General features: G+C 28.4%; 23 protein-coding genes. 18 read left to right on the top strand and 5 right to left on the bottom strand.

Annotated elements, in window-relative coordinates:
• The first annotated feature begins 133 nt into the window (after nucleotides 1–133).
• Together ACRCYC_RS13360 and ACRCYC_RS13355 are read left to right on the top strand one after the other, a co-directional pair.
• Nucleotides 134–1,546 carry a C40 family peptidase gene (locus ACRCYC_RS13360; RefSeq protein ID WP_438619630.1) on the top strand — a complete coding sequence of 471 codons (1,413 nt, stop codon included), beginning with the start codon at nucleotides 134–136 and terminating at the stop codon, nucleotides 1,544–1,546.
• Between the two features lie 116 nt (nucleotides 1,547–1,662).
• Entirely contained in the window at nucleotides 1,663–2,070 is a 408-nt protein-coding gene (locus tag ACRCYC_RS13355; RefSeq protein WP_438619629.1) for a hypothetical protein, read from the top strand.
• A 70-nt stretch (nucleotides 2,071–2,140) separates the two neighbouring features.
• Here ACRCYC_RS13355 and ACRCYC_RS13350 read toward each other — a convergent pair whose 3' ends face one another.
• From ACRCYC_RS13350 to ACRCYC_RS13340, 3 genes are read right to left on the bottom strand one after another with little or no spacing between them, the layout of a single operon-like run.
• Nucleotides 2,141–2,713 (bottom strand): manganese catalase family protein, encoded by a 573-nt coding sequence (locus tag ACRCYC_RS13350; RefSeq protein WP_438619628.1) that lies wholly within the window; start codon nucleotides 2,711–2,713, stop codon nucleotides 2,141–2,143.
• A 15-nt stretch (nucleotides 2,714–2,728) separates the two neighbouring features.
• A complete protein-coding gene (locus tag ACRCYC_RS13345) occupies nucleotides 2,729–2,992 on the bottom strand; it encodes a spore coat protein CotJB (protein WP_438619627.1) in 264 nt (87 codons plus the stop codon).
• On the bottom strand, nucleotides 2,992–3,195 hold the full coding sequence (locus tag ACRCYC_RS13340; protein WP_438619626.1) for a spore coat associated protein CotJA: 204 nt from the start codon (nucleotides 3,193–3,195) through the stop codon (nucleotides 2,992–2,994). The genes ACRCYC_RS13345 and ACRCYC_RS13340 overlap by 1 nt, the downstream gene beginning before the upstream one ends.
• A 272-nt stretch (nucleotides 3,196–3,467) precedes the next feature.
• Between ACRCYC_RS13340 and ACRCYC_RS13335 the strand changes: the two genes are divergently transcribed.
• The 12 genes from ACRCYC_RS13335 (at nucleotide 3,468) to ACRCYC_RS13280 (ending at nucleotide 15,386) form a co-directional block, all read left to right on the top strand.
• A complete protein-coding gene (locus ACRCYC_RS13335) occupies nucleotides 3,468–4,328 on the top strand; it encodes a tRNA 2-thiocytidine biosynthesis TtcA family protein (protein ID WP_438619625.1) in 861 nt (286 codons plus the stop codon).
• A gap of 125 nt (nucleotides 4,329–4,453) precedes the next feature.
• Nucleotides 4,454–5,470, top strand: a complete 1,017-nt coding sequence (locus ACRCYC_RS13330; protein ID WP_438619624.1) for an exonuclease domain-containing protein — start codon at nucleotides 4,454–4,456, stop codon at nucleotides 5,468–5,470.
• Nucleotides 5,471–5,628: 158 nt separating this feature from the next.
• Nucleotides 5,629–6,645: a PTS sugar transporter subunit IIC gene (locus tag ACRCYC_RS13325; RefSeq protein ID WP_438619623.1), complete on the top strand. Its 1,017-nt coding sequence runs from the start codon at nucleotides 5,629–5,631 to the stop codon at nucleotides 6,643–6,645.
• Between the two features lie 194 nt (nucleotides 6,646–6,839).
• On the top strand, nucleotides 6,840–8,027 hold the full coding sequence (locus tag ACRCYC_RS13320; RefSeq protein WP_438619622.1) for an MORN repeat-containing protein: 1,188 nt from the start codon (nucleotides 6,840–6,842) through the stop codon (nucleotides 8,025–8,027).
• A 79-nt stretch (nucleotides 8,028–8,106) separates the two neighbouring features.
• The gene (locus tag ACRCYC_RS13315; protein WP_438619621.1) at nucleotides 8,107–8,532 is read left to right on the top strand and encodes an NfeD family protein; all 426 of its coding nucleotides are present in this window, start codon (nucleotides 8,107–8,109) and stop codon (nucleotides 8,530–8,532) included.
• Nucleotides 8,533–8,550: 18 nt separating this feature from the next.
• Nucleotides 8,551–9,489 carry an SPFH domain-containing protein gene (locus ACRCYC_RS13310; RefSeq protein WP_438619620.1) on the top strand — a complete coding sequence of 313 codons (939 nt, stop codon included), beginning with the start codon at nucleotides 8,551–8,553 and terminating at the stop codon, nucleotides 9,487–9,489.
• Nucleotides 9,490–9,820: 331 nt separating this feature from the next.
• Nucleotides 9,821–10,726: a S8 family peptidase gene (locus tag ACRCYC_RS13305; RefSeq protein ID WP_438619619.1), complete on the top strand. Its 906-nt coding sequence runs from the start codon at nucleotides 9,821–9,823 to the stop codon at nucleotides 10,724–10,726.
• Nucleotides 10,727–10,842: 116 nt separating this feature from the next.
• Nucleotides 10,843–11,529, top strand: coding sequence for a cell division ATP-binding protein FtsE (gene ftsE / locus ACRCYC_RS13300; RefSeq protein WP_438619618.1), 687 nt, complete (start codon nucleotides 10,843–10,845; stop codon nucleotides 11,527–11,529).
• On the top strand, nucleotides 11,513–12,412 hold the full coding sequence (ftsX, locus tag ACRCYC_RS13295) for a permease-like cell division protein FtsX (protein ID WP_438619617.1): 900 nt from the start codon (nucleotides 11,513–11,515) through the stop codon (nucleotides 12,410–12,412). The genes ftsE and ftsX overlap by 17 nt, the downstream gene beginning before the upstream one ends.
• Nucleotides 12,413–12,432: 20 nt before the next feature.
• Entirely contained in the window at nucleotides 12,433–13,524 is a 1,092-nt protein-coding gene (locus ACRCYC_RS13290; RefSeq protein WP_438619616.1) for a murein hydrolase activator EnvC family protein, read from the top strand.
• Nucleotides 13,525–13,623: 99 nt separating this feature from the next.
• Nucleotides 13,624–14,127 carry a 3'-5' exonuclease gene (locus ACRCYC_RS13285; RefSeq protein WP_438619615.1) on the top strand — a complete coding sequence of 168 codons (504 nt, stop codon included), beginning with the start codon at nucleotides 13,624–13,626 and terminating at the stop codon, nucleotides 14,125–14,127.
• Between the two features lie 197 nt (nucleotides 14,128–14,324).
• A complete protein-coding gene (locus tag ACRCYC_RS13280) occupies nucleotides 14,325–15,386 on the top strand; it encodes a serine/threonine-protein kinase (protein WP_438619614.1) in 1,062 nt (353 codons plus the stop codon).
• A 212-nt stretch (nucleotides 15,387–15,598) separates the two neighbouring features.
• On the opposite strand, the gene ACRCYC_RS13275 is transcribed toward ACRCYC_RS13280, so the two are convergent.
• Entirely contained in the window at nucleotides 15,599–15,769 is a 171-nt protein-coding gene (locus ACRCYC_RS13275; RefSeq protein WP_021429849.1) for a 4Fe-4S binding protein, read from the bottom strand.
• 218 nt (nucleotides 15,770–15,987) lie between these two features.
• Here ACRCYC_RS13275 and ACRCYC_RS13270 point away from each other — a divergent pair, with 218 nt between their 5' ends.
• Both ACRCYC_RS13270 and ACRCYC_RS13265 read left to right on the top strand, forming a co-directional pair.
• Entirely contained in the window at nucleotides 15,988–16,896 is a 909-nt protein-coding gene (locus ACRCYC_RS13270; protein WP_438619613.1) for a transglycosylase domain-containing protein, read from the top strand.
• A gap of 17 nt (nucleotides 16,897–16,913) precedes the next feature.
• Nucleotides 16,914–17,333: a DUF3785 family protein gene (locus ACRCYC_RS13265; protein ID WP_438619612.1), complete on the top strand. Its 420-nt coding sequence runs from the start codon at nucleotides 16,914–16,916 to the stop codon at nucleotides 17,331–17,333.
• A 49-nt stretch (nucleotides 17,334–17,382) separates the two neighbouring features.
• On the opposite strand, the gene ACRCYC_RS13260 is transcribed toward ACRCYC_RS13265, so the two are convergent.
• Nucleotides 17,383–18,027 (bottom strand): SIMPL domain-containing protein, encoded by a 645-nt coding sequence (locus ACRCYC_RS13260; protein ID WP_438619611.1) that lies wholly within the window; start codon nucleotides 18,025–18,027, stop codon nucleotides 17,383–17,385.
• A 112-nt stretch (nucleotides 18,028–18,139) separates the two neighbouring features.
• Between ACRCYC_RS13260 and ACRCYC_RS13255 the strand changes: the two genes are divergently transcribed.
• Together ACRCYC_RS13255 and ACRCYC_RS13250 are read left to right on the top strand one after the other, a co-directional pair.
• Nucleotides 18,140–19,414, top strand: a complete 1,275-nt coding sequence (locus ACRCYC_RS13255) for a replication-associated recombination protein A (RefSeq protein ID WP_438619610.1) — start codon at nucleotides 18,140–18,142, stop codon at nucleotides 19,412–19,414.
• Between the two features lie 43 nt (nucleotides 19,415–19,457).
• Complete coding sequence (locus ACRCYC_RS13250) at nucleotides 19,458–20,153, top strand: response regulator transcription factor (protein ID WP_438619609.1); 696 nt, start codon at nucleotides 19,458–19,460, stop codon at nucleotides 20,151–20,153.
• The last annotated feature ends 177 nt before the right edge of the window (nucleotides 20,154–20,330 follow it).

Raw genomic sequence — 20,330 nt, 5'->3', positions numbered from 1 at the left:
CATTTCATGTAATAAATGGTAAAAAAACTATATATATAGACATTTACTTACAGTTTTGCAATAATACTTATAGTATAAAATTAATTATTTTGCAAAATTAAGTCAATATATAGGGAGAGGAGTAATAAAATATATGAAATTAAAACGAAAAAGTATGTTAGCAGGATTAATATCTGCAGCAATAATACTTCCAGCATCTGGAGGGGTATCGTTTGCGAATGGAAATAATGAAAGTAACACACAAAATAAAAGTGTTGATTATAGAACGGTAACGGGAAACGGTGTTAATTTTAGACAAGGACCAGGTACAAACTATGCTTCTATAGCAAAGTTAAACAAAGGTAGTAAAGTCGAGTACTTAGAAACAGTTGGGACTTGGGTTAAAGTAAAGAATAATGGGACTGAAGGATTTATACATAGTGATTACGTGTCAGGGTCTTCTAATGACAATGGAGGAAATACAGAAGACAATACAGTAAAAAGTGATAAGCAAGTAACTGGAAGTAGAGTAAACTTTAGAAAAGGTCCAGGAACAAGTTACTCAGTAATAACTTCATTAGGAAAAGGAACAAAAGTAGGATTTATATCAGAAAATAATGGATGGGCAAAGATAAGTTATAATGGAACAATAGGATATATGGCATCTAGTTACTTAGGCAATATAGATTCAAATGGTGGAGATAATAATGGAGGAAATACAGAAGACAATACAGTAAAAAGCGATAAGCAAGTAACTGGAAGTAGCGTAAACTTTAGAAAAGGACCAGGAACAAGCTACTCAGTAATAACTTCATTGGGAAAAGGAACAAAGGTAGGATTTATATCAGAAAATAATGGATGGGCAAAGATAAGTTATAATGGAACAATAGGATATATGGCATCTAGTTATTTAGGTAATATAGATTCAAATGGTGGAGACAATAATGGAGGAAATACAGAAGACAACACAGTAAAAAGTGATAAGCAAGTAACTGGAAGTAGAGTAAATCTTAGAAAAGGTCCAGGAACAAGTTACTCAGTAATAACTTCATTAGGAAAAGGAACAAAAGTAGGATTTATATCAGAAAATAATGGATGGTCAAAGATAAATTACAATGGAACGATAGGATATATGTCATCTAGTTATTTAGGTAATGTAGACTCAGGTTCAGGTGGTGGAGATATAAGTGGATCACAGTCTGCTGATGCTGTTATATCACTAGGAATGCAACAATTAGGTAAACCATATGTATGGGGTGCTGAAGGGCCTAATAGTTTTGATTGCTCAGGATTTACTCAATATGTATTTAAAAATGCAGCTTCAGTAAATTTACCTAGAGTATCTAGAGATCAAAGTAGATTTGGACAAGCTGTAAGTAAAAGTAATCTTCAAAAAGGAGATTTAATATTCTTTGATACAGATAAAGATGGCTCAGTGAATCATGTTGGTATATATATGGGTAATAATGAGTTTATACATGCTTCATCTGGAGCTGGAAAAGTAGTTGTATCTCAATTTAATAGTTATTACAATTCAGCATTTACAAATGCAAGAAGAGTATTATAAAAAATAAAAAGCGAAAGCTTTTTATTTTTTTGTTTTATTAGGTATAAATATTAGGTCAAATTGAAAATAATAATAAAGTCATTATAAGCACATTATTAATTTTAAGGAGCGTATCTATGGGCCTAATTACTGATTTTTACCAATTTAAATATAGTAAAAATGATTACTATATAGAATTTTATATGAATAGAGATGCTGTTGTAAATATAGAGTATGCTTTAGACGAAAGACTAAGTGATTGTGTAAGTAATAGAGATTCTGAATGTGCATATATGAGGTTAAAAGAACTTTTTCAAACATCTAGAATTGCAAGCAACTTACCATATGTAGAAATTAGAATGAATAAGTGTTATATGATGTATATCTCAAATTTACAATTATACTTTAGGAATCAAATACACTATGAAGTTGTAGATGTACTTTATAAATATTTACAAACATACATGGTAGGGGAGTATGACGTGATAAATGTATTTAATATATTAGATGAAGATACAAAAATTAAAGTTTTATCTACTATATAAAACAAACAAAAAACTCAAGTAGCTTCTATAATTGTTATATAGAAGCTACTTGAGTTTTTTATTATATAAATTAAAATCTTTGTTTACTTTCTTGATATTCATATACATCCATTAAAGCTTCTCCGAATCTCTGATAGTGAATTATTTCTCTTTCACCTAAGAAACGAAGTACATTTCTCAAATCTACATCATCAGTTAAGTTTGTTAATTGATAGTAAGTTGCTAAAGCTTTTTGTTCGGCAGCCATATCTTCATGAAGATTAGTTACAGGATTTCCCATAACAGCTATTGTAGAAGTAGAAAAAGGAACACCATTAGCATCTGATGGGAAAATTCCAAATCCATTTTGTGCATAGTTGGCACCAAGACCTGCTTTTCTTAACTCCTCTGGAGTTGCATCTTGAGTAAGTTGATAAACCATAGTAGCAATCATTTCAACGTGAGCTAATTCTTCAGTACCTATATCTGTTAAAAGTGCTTTAGACTTTCCTGTAGGCATAGTAAAGCGTTGAGATAAATATCTTACAGCAGCGCCTAATTCTCCATTAGGTCCACCAAATTGAGTTATTAAGTATTTAGCCATCTGTAAATCTTTAGATTTAAGATTTACAGGATGTTGTAGAGTTTTTTGATATATCCACATAAAAATTCCCCCTATTTACATTTCATAAAATTTATTTTCCCAAGGCCAAGGACTAGCTACCCATTGAAATGGGTCTTTACTTGGAGAATAACCAAAATTATTTAAAGGTCCATATTTTTTTTCATATTCTATTCTAGCTTTAGCAAGGTCTGCACAAAGTTTATTATAAGTTTTTATAGCATTTTGGTCTTCTGTATGGTTGTCTAAGTACAAATTCATATCTAGACAAGCAAAACAAAGTTCTTCTATAGTTGTTAGCATGTCAGCTCTTGTAAGCATTATCTTTTACCTCCATTTGTTCTTTTTGTATATCTATATAAATCTTTATTATACATAGTAGAATCCCAAAGATTTAACTCAGGAAAGATTGTTCCATATTCTAATGCCTTTGACAAATTATACATTTTCTTAAATTGTTGATCATTAACATAAGGTCTAGCCAAAGAATCTCCACAATTCCTTTTTGCATCTCTATCATTCACAAAAAATTCCTCCAGTCAAAATAACTTTATTGTTAAATACAGATAATAAAACTCATATTAACTGTATCTAATAGCATAATATTCATATATAGCTAAATAGTTACATTAAAATTTAAAAAAGTAAAAAGGCTATTAAAGTAGAAATTTAGATAAAATAACATAAGAAAAAGATTTTCTGGGAAATAATTAGATATAAGGTATGAATATCTTGAACTAATATTAGGCTTTATGATAAAATAAGTTGCATGTTCACAAAAAAACGAGGTGATTTAATGAGCGAATTAGCAGGAAAAGGCTGTGAAATTATAGTTCCTTTTGATGAAAGACAGCCACTTAAAGATATTGAAAGAAGTATTGTAAAAAGATATAGAAAAAACTTATGGTCTAAGTTTATTAAAGCAATTAAAGCTTATAATTTAGTAGAAGAAGGCGATAAAATTGCCATAGCTATATCTGGAGGAAAAGATAGTTTACTTATGGCTAAAATGTTCCAAGAACTAAAAAGACATAGCCAAATAAACTTTGAAGTAGAATTTATAGCTATGGATCCGGGATATCATAAAGATATAAGACAGTTATTAGTAGATAACTGTGAGTATTTAGACATACCTATACATTTATTTGATTCAAAAATATTTGAAATAGCAGATGAAATAGCAAAGGATTATCCTTGTTATATGTGCGCAAGAATGAGAAGAGGAGCATTATATTCAAAAGCGGAAGAGTTGGGATGTAACAAGTTAGCATTAGGACATCATTATGATGATGTTATCGAAACTACAATGTTAAACTTATTATGTGCTGGAAACTTTAAAACAATGCTTCCAAAACTTCATTCTACTAACTTTGATGGAATACAAATAATAAGACCATTATATTATATAAGAGAAGAACATATTATAAGATTTATACAAAATAGTGGTATATGGCCACTTAACTGTGCTTGTATGGTAGCGGCGAAAAAGACTGGAAATAAAAGATATGAGATAAAAGATCTTATAAAGAATTTAGGCGATAACTTTAAAGATGTTGAAAAGTCTATATTTAAAGCAGCGGAAAATGTAAATATGGATTCAGTATTAGGCTGGCAACAGGATGGAGTCAAACATTCATTCCTAGAAAGATTTGAGTAGGATGTACATAGTACATCCTTTTTCTTTTAATTGATATTAATAAAAATGTATTATAAAATGATACTATAATACATTTTGACGGAGTAAAATATATATGTTTTAAAGTGTTAGAAAGGATGAAGGGGATGAAAAAAATATATGTAGACTTTGAGATGAATATGTCAAATTCTAAATATGGAAGAGATATAAATAATGCTGATATTATTGCTATTGGAGCTGTAAAATATGACACCATAAGTAAAAATATTTCAAGTTTTAAATCTTTGATAAAGCCAGTTAGCAATATTGATATATACCCTCATATAGAGGAACTTACAAAAATAACTAACGAAGCTATTATTGATGCACCTGTATATGAAGATGTTATGCGGGACTTTAAAAAGTGGTTGGGAAAGTTTTCGGAGATAGAGGGGATTTACACATTTGGAAACTTAGATTTAACTTGTTTTGCTAATACAGATAGGCGAAGTGCGCAAAAAAATAATCACCCAAGGTTTGTAAATAATATAAAAGATTTATTTATAGATATAAAAAAACAATATCTAAAAGAAGGAATTAGATGTATTAATTATGTATCATTGAAAAATTTATTAGAGTGTTCAAATGTTGAATTTGATGGAGATGCCCATGATCCTTTAGCAGATGCATATAATCTATTAATACTAGACAATACCTTATCTTCTAATAAACAGATTAGAGATTTATTAATTATAAAGGACGTTGTGAAAAATCCATTTATAGAAATAAATAAGAATCTAGAATGGAAATTTGAAGAATATAAAAATAGTGTTCATAGGAAATATGAAATAAAGCATACAGAAGAAATTTCTTTAGAAGTAATTAAAACATTTAAATTATATTTAGAATCTATAATTGATATAGATATACACAATATTGAAGATATAAAAGATATACATAAAAAATTATCTACCTTTAACAATCTTATAGATATAGATGATGGTTATTTTTATTTACTTGAAAGTGCGTACTTAGATATGATGGATTTAATAGATGATTTATCATATTATAAGTTAAGTTTAGAACAATATAAACAAGAATTAATTAAAATTATAGACTTATTTGAAGAAGATTTAGAGTATGCAAATGTAGAAATTTGTAAAATAATGGAAGCCAGCTATTAAGCCACTTTGAGGCATAGCTGGTTAGTTTTTATGCGTATAAAAAATATTAGATATAATGTAAATATTTAGAAAATTATTGCGCGAATGTGACAAAATAGTCTATAATAAAAGAAAGCAAACGTTTTGCTACTTGAAGAAGACAAGAGGGGGCTTTAAAAATGATCGAAGTTTTAAAAGGAACAGTATTACTACTAATGGTGTTAGCTGCATTTTCAATATTTAGTTACAAAGCACCATATGGTATGAAAGCGATGGGAGCATTAGCAAGTGCAGCATGTGCTACATTTTTAGTCGAAGCGATACAATTCTCACTTTTAGGAAACACAATAGGAATACCATTTCTTAGCGAGCTAGGATCAATAAGTGGAGGCTTAGGTGGTTTAGCTGCAGCTTCGTTAGTCATGTTAGCTTTAGGAGTTTCACCAGTATATTCAATGTTACTAGGAATAACATGTTCCGGATTAGGAATACTACCAGGATTTATAGCTGGATACTTAATGTCATTTGTTGTTAAATATGTAGAAGAAAAGGTACCTCCAGGAATAGATTTATTAGTAGTAGTTATACTAATGGCACCTGCAACAAGATTTATAGGTGTAACGCTAGAACCTGTTGTAAATAGTACTTTATTAGCTATAGGAGATATAATAGCTGGTTCTACAGATGCAAGTCCAATAGTAATGGGAGTTATAATAGGTGGATTCTTTACATTAATATCAACATCTCCATTAAGTTCTATGGCACTTACAGCGATGTTAGGATTAACAGGAGTACCTATGGCAATAGCTTCATTACCAATATCAGCAACATCATTTGCAAACTTTATTTTATTCAAAAAATTAAAATTTGGAGATACTAGAGATACTATATCTGTAGTAATAGAACCATTAACTCAAGCAGATATAATTTCAGCAAACCCAATTCCAATATATGTAACAAACTTTATAAGTGGAGCATTTGGGGGTATAGTAGTTTCAATTATGGGACTTGTAAACAATGCACCAGGAACAGCAGCACCATCAGCAGGACTTCCAGTTATGTTTGCATTTAACCCAGCAAAAGAAGTTTTAATATGCATGGCTATATGTGCTGTTTTAAGTACTATAGTAGGATTTGCAGGAAGTTATATATTTAGAAATCATAAAATAGTAACAGCAGCAGAAATAAGAGGCTAGACTGTAATTATTCAAATATAGAAAAAAGACTATCTCAAATGAAATTTATATAAATAATATATATTATTTAATTAAATTTTGATTTAAGATAGTCTTTTTTTATTTAAAGTGTGTAAAATGTCGTATGATAAAATTCATTTTTTGGGACTTGCATATATAAATTTATAGTATAAGTATATATGGGAGGAATTTGTATGGAAGATATTAAATCATATTTTGAAATTGTATTTTTAATATTTATTATTTTATCATCAATTTTTATAGGCTTTAAGATAATGTTTTTAGTTGTAGAGTTAAAAAGAGGAAAACAAAAACGATTTATAAATATGTATACAACAACTAAGGGGACTCCACTGATGAGACGAGATAGTGCAAGTTTTAATCAAGATAATAAAACGAGTATTAGACCGAATGTAAATACATTTAAACAAAAAAAAGAGACAGAGGAGAAGTATGAAATTATAAAATATGATAATGGAGATATGTACAAAGGTGAATTAAAAGAGGGAAAAAGAAGTGGATTTGGAATTTGTGTATTTGCAGATAAAAGTAGATATGAAGGACTGTGGAAAGAAGATGTAATGCATAGTATTGGGAAATATATTTATACAGATGGAAGTACTTATAGTGGGGATTTTAAGTTTGGAATTATTGAAGGTGTTGGTATATATACTTTTCCTAATAAGCATATATATAAAGGAGAATTTAAACAAGGTATTAGAAATGGTAAAGGAGTGATAAGTTATAATAATGGAGATAAGTTCTTAGGTAATTTTAAAGATAACTTAAAAGAAGGTAAAGGTAGATATACATCAATAGATGGAGATGTATATGAAGGTGAGTATAAAGCGGATAAGTTACATGGTAAGGGTAGTTATACTTATTCTTGTGGTAGTAAGTATGTTGGGGAGTTTAAGAATAATGTATATAATGGACACGGATTATATACAAGTAAAGATGGAGATATATACGAAGGTGAATTTAAATATGGATATAAAAAAGGATATGGAATATTAAAATATAGGAATGGAGAAGTTTATAAAGGCGATTTTAAAGATGATTTATTTGAAGGTAAAGGCATATATTTGTATAAAGATAAGTCTATTTATGAAGGGGAATATGTAAATGGGTTAAGATGTGGTATTGGAACGTATACATGTGAAGTATATAGATATATAGGTGAATGGAGTGAAAATAATAAGCAAGGTGTTGGAACTTATTATTTGGAAGATGGTTCAAGAATAGAGGTTATTATAAATGACAATAGAATAATAAGTGGAACTCATATAAAAACAAATGGAGAGGAATATGAAATCCATAATGTAGACATAAGTGAAGAGGAAAAATCTATTATAAAAGACATTTTTGAATTTTCTAAGTAGTTACAATAAAGCTACAAAGCATATATTAATATACAAAAATATTTTAAATCATATATATTATATTTAAGGAGGAGATGTTATGTTTTTAACGTGGATTATAATAGGGATAATATTACTTATAGTTGAAGCTAGTACAGTTAGTTTTGTATCTGTATTTTTTGCTATTGGATGTTTCATAGCAAGTTTAGTTTCATTGGTAGTTCCATCACTAGGAACACAAATAGTAGTAATGTGTATATTTTCAGGAATAGGAGTAATCTTTGGTAGAAAAATATTACAAAGATACTTTGAAGTTAACAAAGAAGTGAAACCATCTACTACAAATGCTTTAATTGGAAAAGTTGGAGTTGTAATTAAAGATATCACTAAAGATGATATGGGATTAGTAAAAGTAGAAGGTGATACATGGAGTGCAACTTCATTTAATTCAGGATATATACCTAAAGATACTAATGTTTTAGTAGAAAATATAGATGGAGTTAAATTAGTAGTAAGAAAAATTTAAGGGGAGGTAGATTTTAATATGTTTTCAACAATATTTTTCACTGTGTTAATAGTTTTAGTTATAGTATTAGCTATATCTACTATTAAAATAGTAAAACAATCAGAGGTTATTATAGTAGAAAGATTAGGTAAGTATAGAAAGACATGTGAATCAGGGCTTAATATAGTAGTACCTATACTAGATAGGGTTGTTAAAAAGATTGACCTTAGAACTCAAGTTATAGATTCGCCACCACAGCCTGTTATAACTAAGGATAACGTTACGATGTCAATAGACACTGTAGTGTATTATCAAATAACAGATTCATTCAAAGCAACTTATGAAATAGCAAATTTAGTTCAAGCAATAAGATATTTAACAACAACAACACTAAGAGATGTTATAGGTACAATGGAATTAGATAGAACATTATCTTCAAGAGATGATGTAAACAATAAATTAAGAATTATACTTGATGAAGCTACTGATAAATGGGGAGTTAGAGTAGAGAGAGTCGAGATTAAGAATATAGATCTTCCTGGAGATATAAAAGAAGCTATGGAAAAGCAAATGAGAGCAGAGAGAGAAAAGCGTGCTGTAATTCTTCAAGCAGAAGGTAAAAAACAAGCTTCTATAACTGAAGCTCAAGGGCTTAAGGAATCACAAATATTAAAAGCTGAAGGTGAAAAACAAACTGCTATCCTTCATGCGGAGGCAAAGAAAGAGTCTCAAATAAGAACTTCTGAAGGGGAAGCTGAAGCTATTAAAAAGATTGCAGATGCCGAAGCGACTAGAGTTAAAATGGTTTATGATGCACTTAAGGATGCTAATATAGATGAGGCTATGTTATCTGTTAAGTATGTAGAGGCTTTAAGTGAAATGGCTAAGGGTGATAATAAGGTGTTTATACCTTATGAAGCTCAAGGTTTACTTGGAAGTATAGGAGCAATAAAAGAAATACTTTCTGATAAGAAGTAGATGAAAAAGTGTTCTCTGTATGGTGCTTGTGATTATTATATAGATTTCCTTCGCTGTAAGACCGGGAAGGCGTGGTCTTAAACGCTTTGGAAACTCCATATAATAATCACTGCGCCATATAAGAGAACACTTTTTACTAAGGGAGTAAGAGCAAAAAGCACATTGTAATAACTTTTATAGTTATTACAATGTGCTTTTTATTTTGCTAAGAGATTGTAATATATATATTGATTATATTTTTTGTGAAATGATTTGAATTGGAGGATGTATCACAATATTGATTGGAAATGTATATAATTCAGTAGAAAGATTATTATTTGGGGGTTGTTTTATGTATAAAATGAAGTTATTGCCGTATAAAGTTAATGAGGTTAGTAGAGAGAGTAAGGTTAGTTCATATGGAGCGAAGATGATTAAAGCTGATAAGCTGTGGCCAAAGTCTAGTGGAGGTAAGGGAGTAACTGTTGCTATTATAGATACTGGTTGTGATGTGAATCATAGTGCGCTTAAGGATAATATTTTTCATACTAGAAACTTTACAAAGGATAATAATTCAAATAAGGATTTAGTTAATGATTATGTAGGACATGGAACTCATGTGGCAGGTATTGTTTTGAGTGTGGCGCCTAGCTGTAATTTGATGATTTTAAAAGCTTTAGATAGAAATGGTGAGGGTGAGTATAAGTGGATAATTAATGCTCTTAATTATGCTATAAATCAAAAGGTGGATGTTGTAAGTATGTCTTTAGGTGGATATTTAGATGATGAAAATCTTCATAAGTCTATTAGAAAAGCTGTTAATAATAATATACTTGTAGTTTGTGCAGCTGGAAATGATGGAGATAATAGCGGTTCAACTAATGAATTTTCTTATCCTGCTTCTTATAGTGAAGTTATTTCAGTAGGTGCTGTAGATGATAAGGCTAAGCCTGCTTATTTTTCAAATAGTAATAATTTAGTGGATGTTATGGCACCTGGAGTTGGAATTTTATCCACGTTTAAAGATAATTCTTATGCTGTTTTAGATGGAACTAGTATGGCTGCACCTCATGTTAGTGGAGCTTTGGCTCTTATTAAAAATTATTCAAGTACTGAATTTAAGCGATCATTAAGTGAACCTGAGATATATGCACAACTTATTAAGTTTACTATAGATTTAAATTATGATAGAAATATGCAGGGAAATGGGCTTGTATTTTTAGAGAGACCTAAATTACCAAAAAAAGGATTTAAGTAAAGCATAAGCTAATTCTAACAAAAGGTTACAATTTTGTAACATAAATGCTATAATATTTTTATATATAGACAAAAAGAGCGAAAAAATTTATAAAATACAAAAGAAGGAGGCTTGTTATGATAAAGTTTACTAAAGTAGATAAAGTTTATAAAGGTGGACAAAAATCATTGTCAGATGTAAATTTAGGAATACAACAAGGTGAGTTTGTATTTTTAGTAGGACACTCAGGTGCGGGTAAATCTACAATGTTAAAGTTATTATTAAGAGAAGAAAAAGTATCTTCTGGAAGATTAACAGTATTAGGGTCTGATATTAGTAAGATAAAAAATAATAATATACATTTACTAAGAAGAAAAATAGGAGTTATATTTCAAGACTATAAATTATTAAAAGATAAGACGTCTTATGAAAATGTAGAGCTTGCTATGAGGGTCATAGGAACTAATCCAAAGAAAATAAAGCCTAGGGTTTTAGAGGTTTTAGAACAAGTAGGATTATTAGATAAAGCAAATAGATATCCATCACAATTATCTGGTGGAGAATGTCAAAGGGTTGCTATAGCTAGGGCTATAGTAAATAAACCATCTATAGTTATAGCTGATGAATGTACGGGAAATTTAGACTTACACAATTCTATAGAAATAATTAAAATCTTAAATAAAATAAATCAAAATGGAACAACTATTATAATGGCAACTCACGATACCGAGCTACTAAAAATGTTTGAAAAAAGAACTATAGAACTTAAAAATGGACAAGTTGTAAGTGATACAAAAGGAGAAGACTATGAAACTGATATCTAGTATTTTATATAATATAAAACAAGGCTTAAAAGGAATTTTAAGTAATAAAACAATGAGTTTTATATCTATAGGTTCTGTTAGTGCATCTTTAATAATACTTGGGATAGTAATTTCTATAGTTTTAAATGCCAATCAATTTATAGAAAATACAAAAGATGAAGTAAACGAAATAAGAGTTACTATACCTAATAATTTAGTTTCATCTGATAAAGACTCAATACAAAATAAAATAAAATCAATTGATGGAATTAAATCAGTAAAATTTGAAACTAAAGAAGAAGCTTTTAATGAAATGAAGTCTAGTTGGGGAAAAGATGCTCATCTTTTAGATGGTATGAAAAATCCATTAGATGATTATTTTAGAGTAACGATAGATAACTCAAAAGATATTGTAAAAATATCTAATCAAATATCTAGCATAAACGGTGTGACAGAAGTTAACTATTATCAAGATATAATGAAAAACTTCTTAAGTTTATCAAGTACTATCAAAAAAGTTGGAAGTGTAGTTATAATTTGCTTATTTGTAGTTTGTTTATTTATGATATCAAATACTATAAGAGCTAGAGTGTATAGTAAAAAAGAAGAAGTTAAAATTATGAGATATGTAGGTGCGAGCAAAGGATTTATAAGAGCACCGTTTTTAATAGAAGGATTTGCAATAGGTATAATTGGAGCGTTAATATCAACTGTAGTATCAGTTTTTATGTATGGATATGTATATGATAATATGGGAGAAAATTTAACTTTTATAGCATCAGGTAATGTTTTAATACCTACTCAAAATATAGGAATAACATTAGCTATAGTATTTTTATTAGCAGGCACTTTAATAGGAATTATAGGAAGTGCAGTATCACTTAGAAAACACTTAAAAGTATAATATAACGGGGGAATTTGAGTATGAAAAAAGTAGCTTTAACCTTAGCTGCTCTTTTGTTTCTAAGCACAGGACTTAGTTACGCAGAGCCTAAAAAAGAAGAGTTAGATGAAAAACTTAAACAAAATAGACAACAGCAGACTGAATTAGGAGATAAAATCAAATATCTAGATTCGGAAGTTGAAAAGTTAAGTTTAGAGATGGATAAAATTAACTCACAAGTAGGAGAAGCTAATCAAAAGCTAGAAGCTTTAAAAAGTGATATAAGCTTAACTGAAAATGAAATTAATGAGATAACTAAAAAGATATCAAGTAATGAGGAAAAATTAGGAGAAAGATTAAAAGCAATAAATAACAATTACTCAATGAGTTACATAAAAGTCCTTTTAGATAGTGATTCTATATCTGATTTTTTAAATAATGTATATTTAGTAAAGCAAGTTGTAGAATATGATAAAGAAATTATCAAAGAGTTGGATACAGATAAAACTGAATTAGATAAGAAAAAAGAAGAACTAAATAAAAAGAAAGAAGAAAGTCAATTATTAGCAGAAACTCTTAAAAAAGATCAAGAAAGTGTTATAACAAAAACGAATGAAGTTCAAGCTAAAAAAGATGAAGTTCAAGGATTGAAAAACAAATTAGAAGAAGAAGAAAATAGTATGGAAGGGCAAATATCTCAGTTAGCTATGGATGCAGGAACTACAGCTCCAGGGGCAATAATAAGTAGTGGATCTTGGCCAGTTCCTGGACATACGAGAATAAGTTCTCCGTATGGATATAGAACACATCCTATATTAGGAACTCAAAAAATGCATACAGGAATTGATATACCTGCACCAAGTGGAACACCAATAGTTGCTATTGATAATGGGGTTGTTATATTCTCAGGGGTTCAAAATGGATATGGAAATGTTGTTATGATAAAACATCCTGATGGAAAAGTATCATTAATGGGTCATAACTCAGCAAACTTAGTTAGCGAAGGACAACAAGTTCAAAAAGGACAAGTTGTAGCAAAAATAGGATCAACTGGAATGTCAACAGGACCACATACTCATTTTGAAATAAGAATAAATGGTAACCACACAAATCCTATGGCATATTTAAACTAGTATTTTAAGGCAATGGTAAATTTCATATTACCATTGCTTTTTTATTTGCTATAATTATATATATTGTATTTATAATTGGATAAGAGAAAGGAGCAAATTATGCAGGAAGAATATATAGTAGTAGACTTAGAAACAACAGGCCTTGATCCATATAAAGGTTGTGAAATTATAGAAATAGGAGTAACTGAAATAAAAAATAATGAAATAGGAAGAAATTATTCAAGATTAATTAAACCAGAAGGAATAATTCCTAAATTTATAACGGATATAACTAATATTAGTAATGATATGGTACAAAATGAAAAAAGCTTGGATGAAGTTTTACCTAAATTTAGAGAATATGTAGGAAATAAAACAGTAATTGCTCACAATGCTAAATTTGATTTAAAGTTTTTAAATTACTACTTAGATGAAATGGGATTAGAACCTATAAATAATCATATATGTACACTAGAATTGTTAAAGCAAAATAAAGAATATAAAGGTAAAAATAAAAAATTAGAAACTGCATGTGAATATTATAATATAGAAAATAAAAATGCACATAGAGCAGATAGTGACACATTAGCTACGGCTAAACTGTTTTTAAAATTGAATAAATAACATATGATAATAATTAAAATAACCATAGCATGATAAATACTTTTATCATGCTATGGTTATTTTGAGCTATTCTTTTTTAATTTGTGTGTTTATTTATAATTAAAAATCATAGTATATATAAGTCATAAAAAAGCAGAGTTAGGAGTGACAGTTATGGGGGATATTAGAGCAGTACTTTTAGGTGGTGATACTATACTATGGATCTAAGTACTAATATAGATTTAAAAATAATAAAACCTTTAAAATCAGAAGGGGTCAACTCTAAATTATATTTAGTTGAAGATGTACAAATGGGAAGAAAATTTATATTAAAAAAGATTAAAAAAACGTCTTTTAAAAATCCTGATAAATGTTTTGAAGAACCTAAAAAAATTTGCAAATCAAATCATTCAAATATAATAAAAATAAATCATGTATCTTATGATGATGAAAATATATATATAACTATGCCTTATTACAAAAATGGATCATTATATCATTTATTAGAAACTAAAAACTTAACAATAGAAGAAATAAAAAATTATGCATTAGATTTTTTATCAGCTGTTGAACACATACACAATATCGGGATAGCACATTGTGATATTAAGCCTAATAATATTTTAATAAACAATGAAAATAAAGCTGTATTAACAGACTTTGGATCTGCTGTATATTTAAATAAAGATGGGGTTGGAAAATTAAGAAATGTATATTATAAGCATATAGCACCAGAACAATGCAAAAGCACTACAATAACCAATAAAGTTGATATATATCAAATAGGTACAACTTTATATAGAATGTGCAATGGAAACTTAGAATATAATACTCAATTAAAAAAATATAAAGATATAAACATGGTAAAAGTAGCATCTGCTTGTGGAAAGTTTCCAATAAGAAATAAATATTTGCCACATATACCAAAAGATATGGCAATGATAATAGAAAAATGTATAAGTGTTAATCCAGAAGAAAGGTATCAAAGTGTTTCTGAAATAATTGAAGATATAAAGTCGATTAATGAAAATTTAGATTGGAAATGTGAATTAGGAGATAACCTATATTATTTTATAAGGAAAAATAATGATAATACTATGACTCAAATTATAGTTAGTAAGGATGAAGAATATTGGAATATAAAAACTGCTAGAATTAATAAAGAAACTAGGAAATATAGTGTATATAAAGGATATTCTTATGATTATGTTGAGAAAAAATCAGATGCATTTAAGGAAGTGAAAAAAATAATAGCCTTACTTTCATACCGATCAAAGTAAGGCTGTTAAAGGGGTAAAATATATTATAAAAAGGGGTTTATTAGGGAATATATTTTATTTGGGGAGTAAAAATTTTAAGGTTATCAGGGGAATAACCTTCTGAAATAATAATAACAAAATTCGACAAAAGTGTCAACAATATTCGACAAAAAATAATAAAAAATTTAGAAAATAAAAAAAGAAAAGCAATTTGCTTTTCTTTTTTTTATGTACTACTCTGGTTGAGGAGCATCAACAGGACATACGCTGTTGCAAGTTCCACACTCTATACATACATCAGGATCTATAACATATTTGTCATCTCCTGCAGATATACAACTAACTGGACACTCAGGTTCACATGCTCCACAACTTATGCAAGCATCATTTATTTTGTAAGCCATAATAATTACCTCCTTAAAACTTATTTATTCAAATGTATTATACCCAAAAAAATGAAACTTAACCAATAGAATTAAAATTATTTAAAAAAATTTTAAATAATTAATATGAAAATATAAAACAATACAAATAAGTAGAAATTATTAAAGGAATTTTTAGCTTTGATTTATTTGGCATAAAAAGGTATAATTACTCATATATTCAAAAAGGAGCGTAAAAAATGAGTTATTATGATGATGAAAAAAATAAAATAAGACGAACGAAAGTTAGCTCTAATAATACGAAATCAAAGACTCAATCTATTCCTAAAAAAGTAGTAAATAATAATGAAAATAAACAAATAAATAATAATAATAAAAATAACTACAAGAGCAAAGGAAGTAGAGTTAAAAATGGTAGAGCTAAAAAGAAGAGGAAAAATAAAAAATTTATAGGATTCATAAAAAAATCTCTAATATTTTTACTTATAATATCATTTGTAGGATCTATAGCAGGAAATGCTTTTATGAACATAATATTTAAAGACAGTCCAGACCCTACGTATGCTTATTTAAAAGAAAAATCAATAAGTAGCGAGTATGTAAGTATAGGTAAAATACCTACAGATTTACAACATGCAGTAGTTTCTATTGAAGATGAAAGGTTCTTTGATCATAAAGGTGTAGATTATTTCTCGCTTACAAGATCAGTAGTTCATAATATTTTCAAAGAAAGTACACAAGGTGGAAGTACATTAGAAATGCAAGTTTCTAAAAATCTTTTAACTAGTATGGATCAAACTATAAAAAGAAAACTTAGAGATATGTATAACGCCAAGCGAATGGATAAAAATATGAATAAAAGAGAGATATTAGAACTTTATTTAAATAATATATATCTAGGTAGAGGAATATACGGAGTTGCTAAAGGAGCTAAAGTTTACTTTGATAAAGATGTTAGTGAATTAAATTTAGGTGAGTGTGCATTACTTGCTGGAATAACTAACAATCCTGGATTATATTCTAAAGATTATAATGCGGCTAAGAAAAGAAGAGATATAATTTTATATAAAATGGAAGAATTAGGATATATAACAAAGGATGAGTATGAAAAAGCTAAGCGAGAAGAAAGTCCAATGAATATACAATAAAAGATAAGAGGTGTATGATGAGTAGTTACAAATTTGAATTTAATGAAAAAGAGTATGAATTAAGTGAAGCTAATTGTAGCGCAGTGATTAATGATGAAGAAAAACCTGTAGCAGATATTGGGTTAGATGAAATTTTAAATCTTTTAAATCAATGTGAAGATGTAGATTTTGATTTAGAATATTATCAAGAAGCTTGCCCTGAATGTTTAAATGGAGTTAAGGAAAAACAAAAGTTTTTCGGATTTTTAGAATATCATTTTTATGTATTTACTAAGGATGGTAAATATGTAATAAGTGATATATGCAAAGATTATGAAGGGTTATCATTTAATAAGTTAAGTAGAGCAGGAAAAGTAGATGATAGTTATATAGTTAGTATAATTATTTGTGAACATTGCTTAGATTATATCGTTCAGATAGAAAATTGTATAGTATAAAGTAAAAGTATGGCACCAGTTAATTGGTGCCATTTTTTTAAAAATATATTTACAGGTAAGTATTGAAAATTACAGTAACTTGAGCTGAAACTTCTAAGTCTCCAGATGATAAAAATGGAGAACTTGAGTAAGCTACATTTTTTTGTGTTAAGGCATATTGAGATGTACTATTTTCATAGATGCTCTCAGGTAGTGGTTTTAGCTTTATACCAAGGTTTTTTCCTAACAAAGTAGCTTTGTTTAATGCATCTTGAGTTGCTTTAAGCAGAGCTTTTTTATAATGGGGACTTATATTAGATAATGTAAATGAAATGTTTACTTCACTATTAGCTCCATTTTCTATTGCTAGTGAATATATATCTCCTAAATTTTCAATATCAGATACTTCAATTCTTATTGTAGTAGTTATTTCATAGCCTACAATTTCATTTCCAGAACTATCATATAATCTTTTTATAAATACGTCATCTGCATTTATATTTTCTTTAGGTATTTTATAATCATTTAAGCTTGTTATTATGTTGTTTACTATATTTGTATTTTCAACTTGAGCTACTTGAATATCTTCGTTAGAAGTAGTTACCCCAACCTTTAATATTGCTAAATCAGATTTTACTTTAACAGTACCAACCCCATTTACAGATAACTGGCCTTTTTCAAGCATATTGTTCATGTTCATATTCATATACTGCATAAGTTTTTCCTCCTTGATAATTGCGTTTAGTATAAATATACTAAGATGGAAGATAATTTATGATTATAGTATAATATTATTCTAGAAAATAAATTTTAGATAGGAGGAACATATGCAACCATTAGCAGATAAATTACGACCACAACAAATAGATGATATGGTCGGGCAGTCACATATAATTGGTAAGGGTAAAATCATAAATAAGCTTATTGAAAATAAAACTATTCCAAATATGATACTATACGGTCCTCCTGGAACAGGAAAAACTACATTAGCTAATATAATTGCCAATGTTACTGGAAAAAAATATATAAAATTAAATGCTGTAAATTGTGGAGTTAAAGAAATTAAAGATGCCATAGATAGTAGTAAAAGGGATTTATTCTCGTACAATGGTGTAATTTTAATGCTTGATGAGATACAGGCTTTAAATAGAAAGCAACAACAGTCACTGCTAGAAGTTATTGAAGATGGATCTGTAACTTTAATAGCAAGTACAGCAGATAATCCTTATTTTGTAGTATACAAAGCCATTTTAAGCCGAAGTTCTATATTTGAATTTAAACCCATAGTTAAAAATGATATATTAATTGGATTAAGAAAGTCTGTAGATAAACTTAGAAATATTTATAGATATGAAAGTATTAATGTGGAAGATAAGGCATTAGAATACATAGCACAAACTTGTAATGGAGATATGAGAAGTGCTTTAAATAAGTTAGAATTAGTTTTTAATGTGGGAATAGATATAGCATCTAACTGTGTAAATATAACCTTAGACAATGTAGTAGATTGTTCTAGTGTGAAGATGTTAAATTTTGATAAAGGTGGAGATGATGGATATTCTATATTATCTGCATTTCATAAATCACTTAGAGGGTCTGACGCAGATGGAGCTATACATTATCTAGCAAGACTTGTAAAAGCTGGCGATATCCAAGGAATAACTAGAAGGTTACTTTGTGTAGCTAGTGAAGATGTGGGATTAGCAGTACCTCAGGCAGTAACTATAACGGAAGCTTGTGTTCAATCGGCACTCCAACTAGGGTTTCCGGAAGCTAGAATACCCCTTGCACAAGCTACAATTTACTTAGCACAATGTCCTAAATCAAATTCTGTTATAAATGCAATAGATTTAGCTTTAGCAGACTTAGATACAATAGAAACAGGGGATATACCACTTCATTTAAAAGATGCACATTACTCAGGGGCTGAAAAATTAGGACGAGGAGTAGATTATAAATATCCTCATGATTTTCCTAACAATTATACAGATCAACAATATTTACCTGACCCTATAAAAAATAGGAAGTATTACAATCCAGGATTAAATAAGAATGAAAAATCTTTTGAAAAGTATTGGGATAGCATAAAATCAGGGGAATAATATGCGTCAACATTTAAAGCTTTATTAGGGGGATAAAATATAGATGAATACTATAATGGTAGTAGAAGACGATATAATGCTTAATAATGGTATTTGCTTTAATTTGCAGGCCGATGGTATTAGTACTATACCTGTATATAACTTAGCAGATGCAAGAATTAATTTTGAAAAAAATAATATTGATTTAATAATATTAGATGTTAATTTGCCAGATGGAAATGGATTTGATTTTTGCAAAGAGTTAAGAAAAAGATCAAATATAGGTATATTATTTTTAACTGCTTGTGATATGGAATTAGACATAGTTAATGGATTTAAAATAGGAGCTGATGACTACATAACAAAACCTTTTAGCATAAATATATTAATGCAGAGGGTTATAGCTTTACTTAGGCGTTGTAGTAATACAGAACTTAAAAAAGATAGTTTAGTAGAAGGAGAATTTGAGTTTGACTTTGAAAAAATGTTAGTAACTAGAAATAAAATAAGTGTCGTGTTATCACCCATAGAATATAAAATACTAAAAAAATTAGTTCAATGTAAAAATGAAATAGTAACAAGACAAGCTTTAATAGATGCTATATGGGATAATGAGAGCGAATATATAGAAGAACATGCATTAACAGTAAATATAAATAGATTAAGAAGTAAAATAGATAAAAAATCAGCTAATCATAAATACATTAAAACTATTTACGGAATGGGATATATGTGGGTTGGTGAAAATGATGAAAACTAATAAGATTACTGTACATAATTATTATATTAGTTTTTCAATTGTATATTTTATTTTAGCTTGTATATCTTTAATAATTATAAAATATCAAACTGAAAATATCTTGTATATTTATCCTAACTCAATTAATATAGTCAAAAATATTAATATTACAATTACTATTTTTGTAATTTTAGTATT

The organism is Paraclostridium sp. (assembly GCF_051657365.1).
Taxonomy (GTDB): Bacteria; Bacillota; Clostridia; order Peptostreptococcales; family Peptostreptococcaceae; genus Paraclostridium.
The sequence above is the reverse complement of the archived record's forward strand: the minus strand, read 5'-3'. Positions and strand labels throughout refer to the sequence as shown.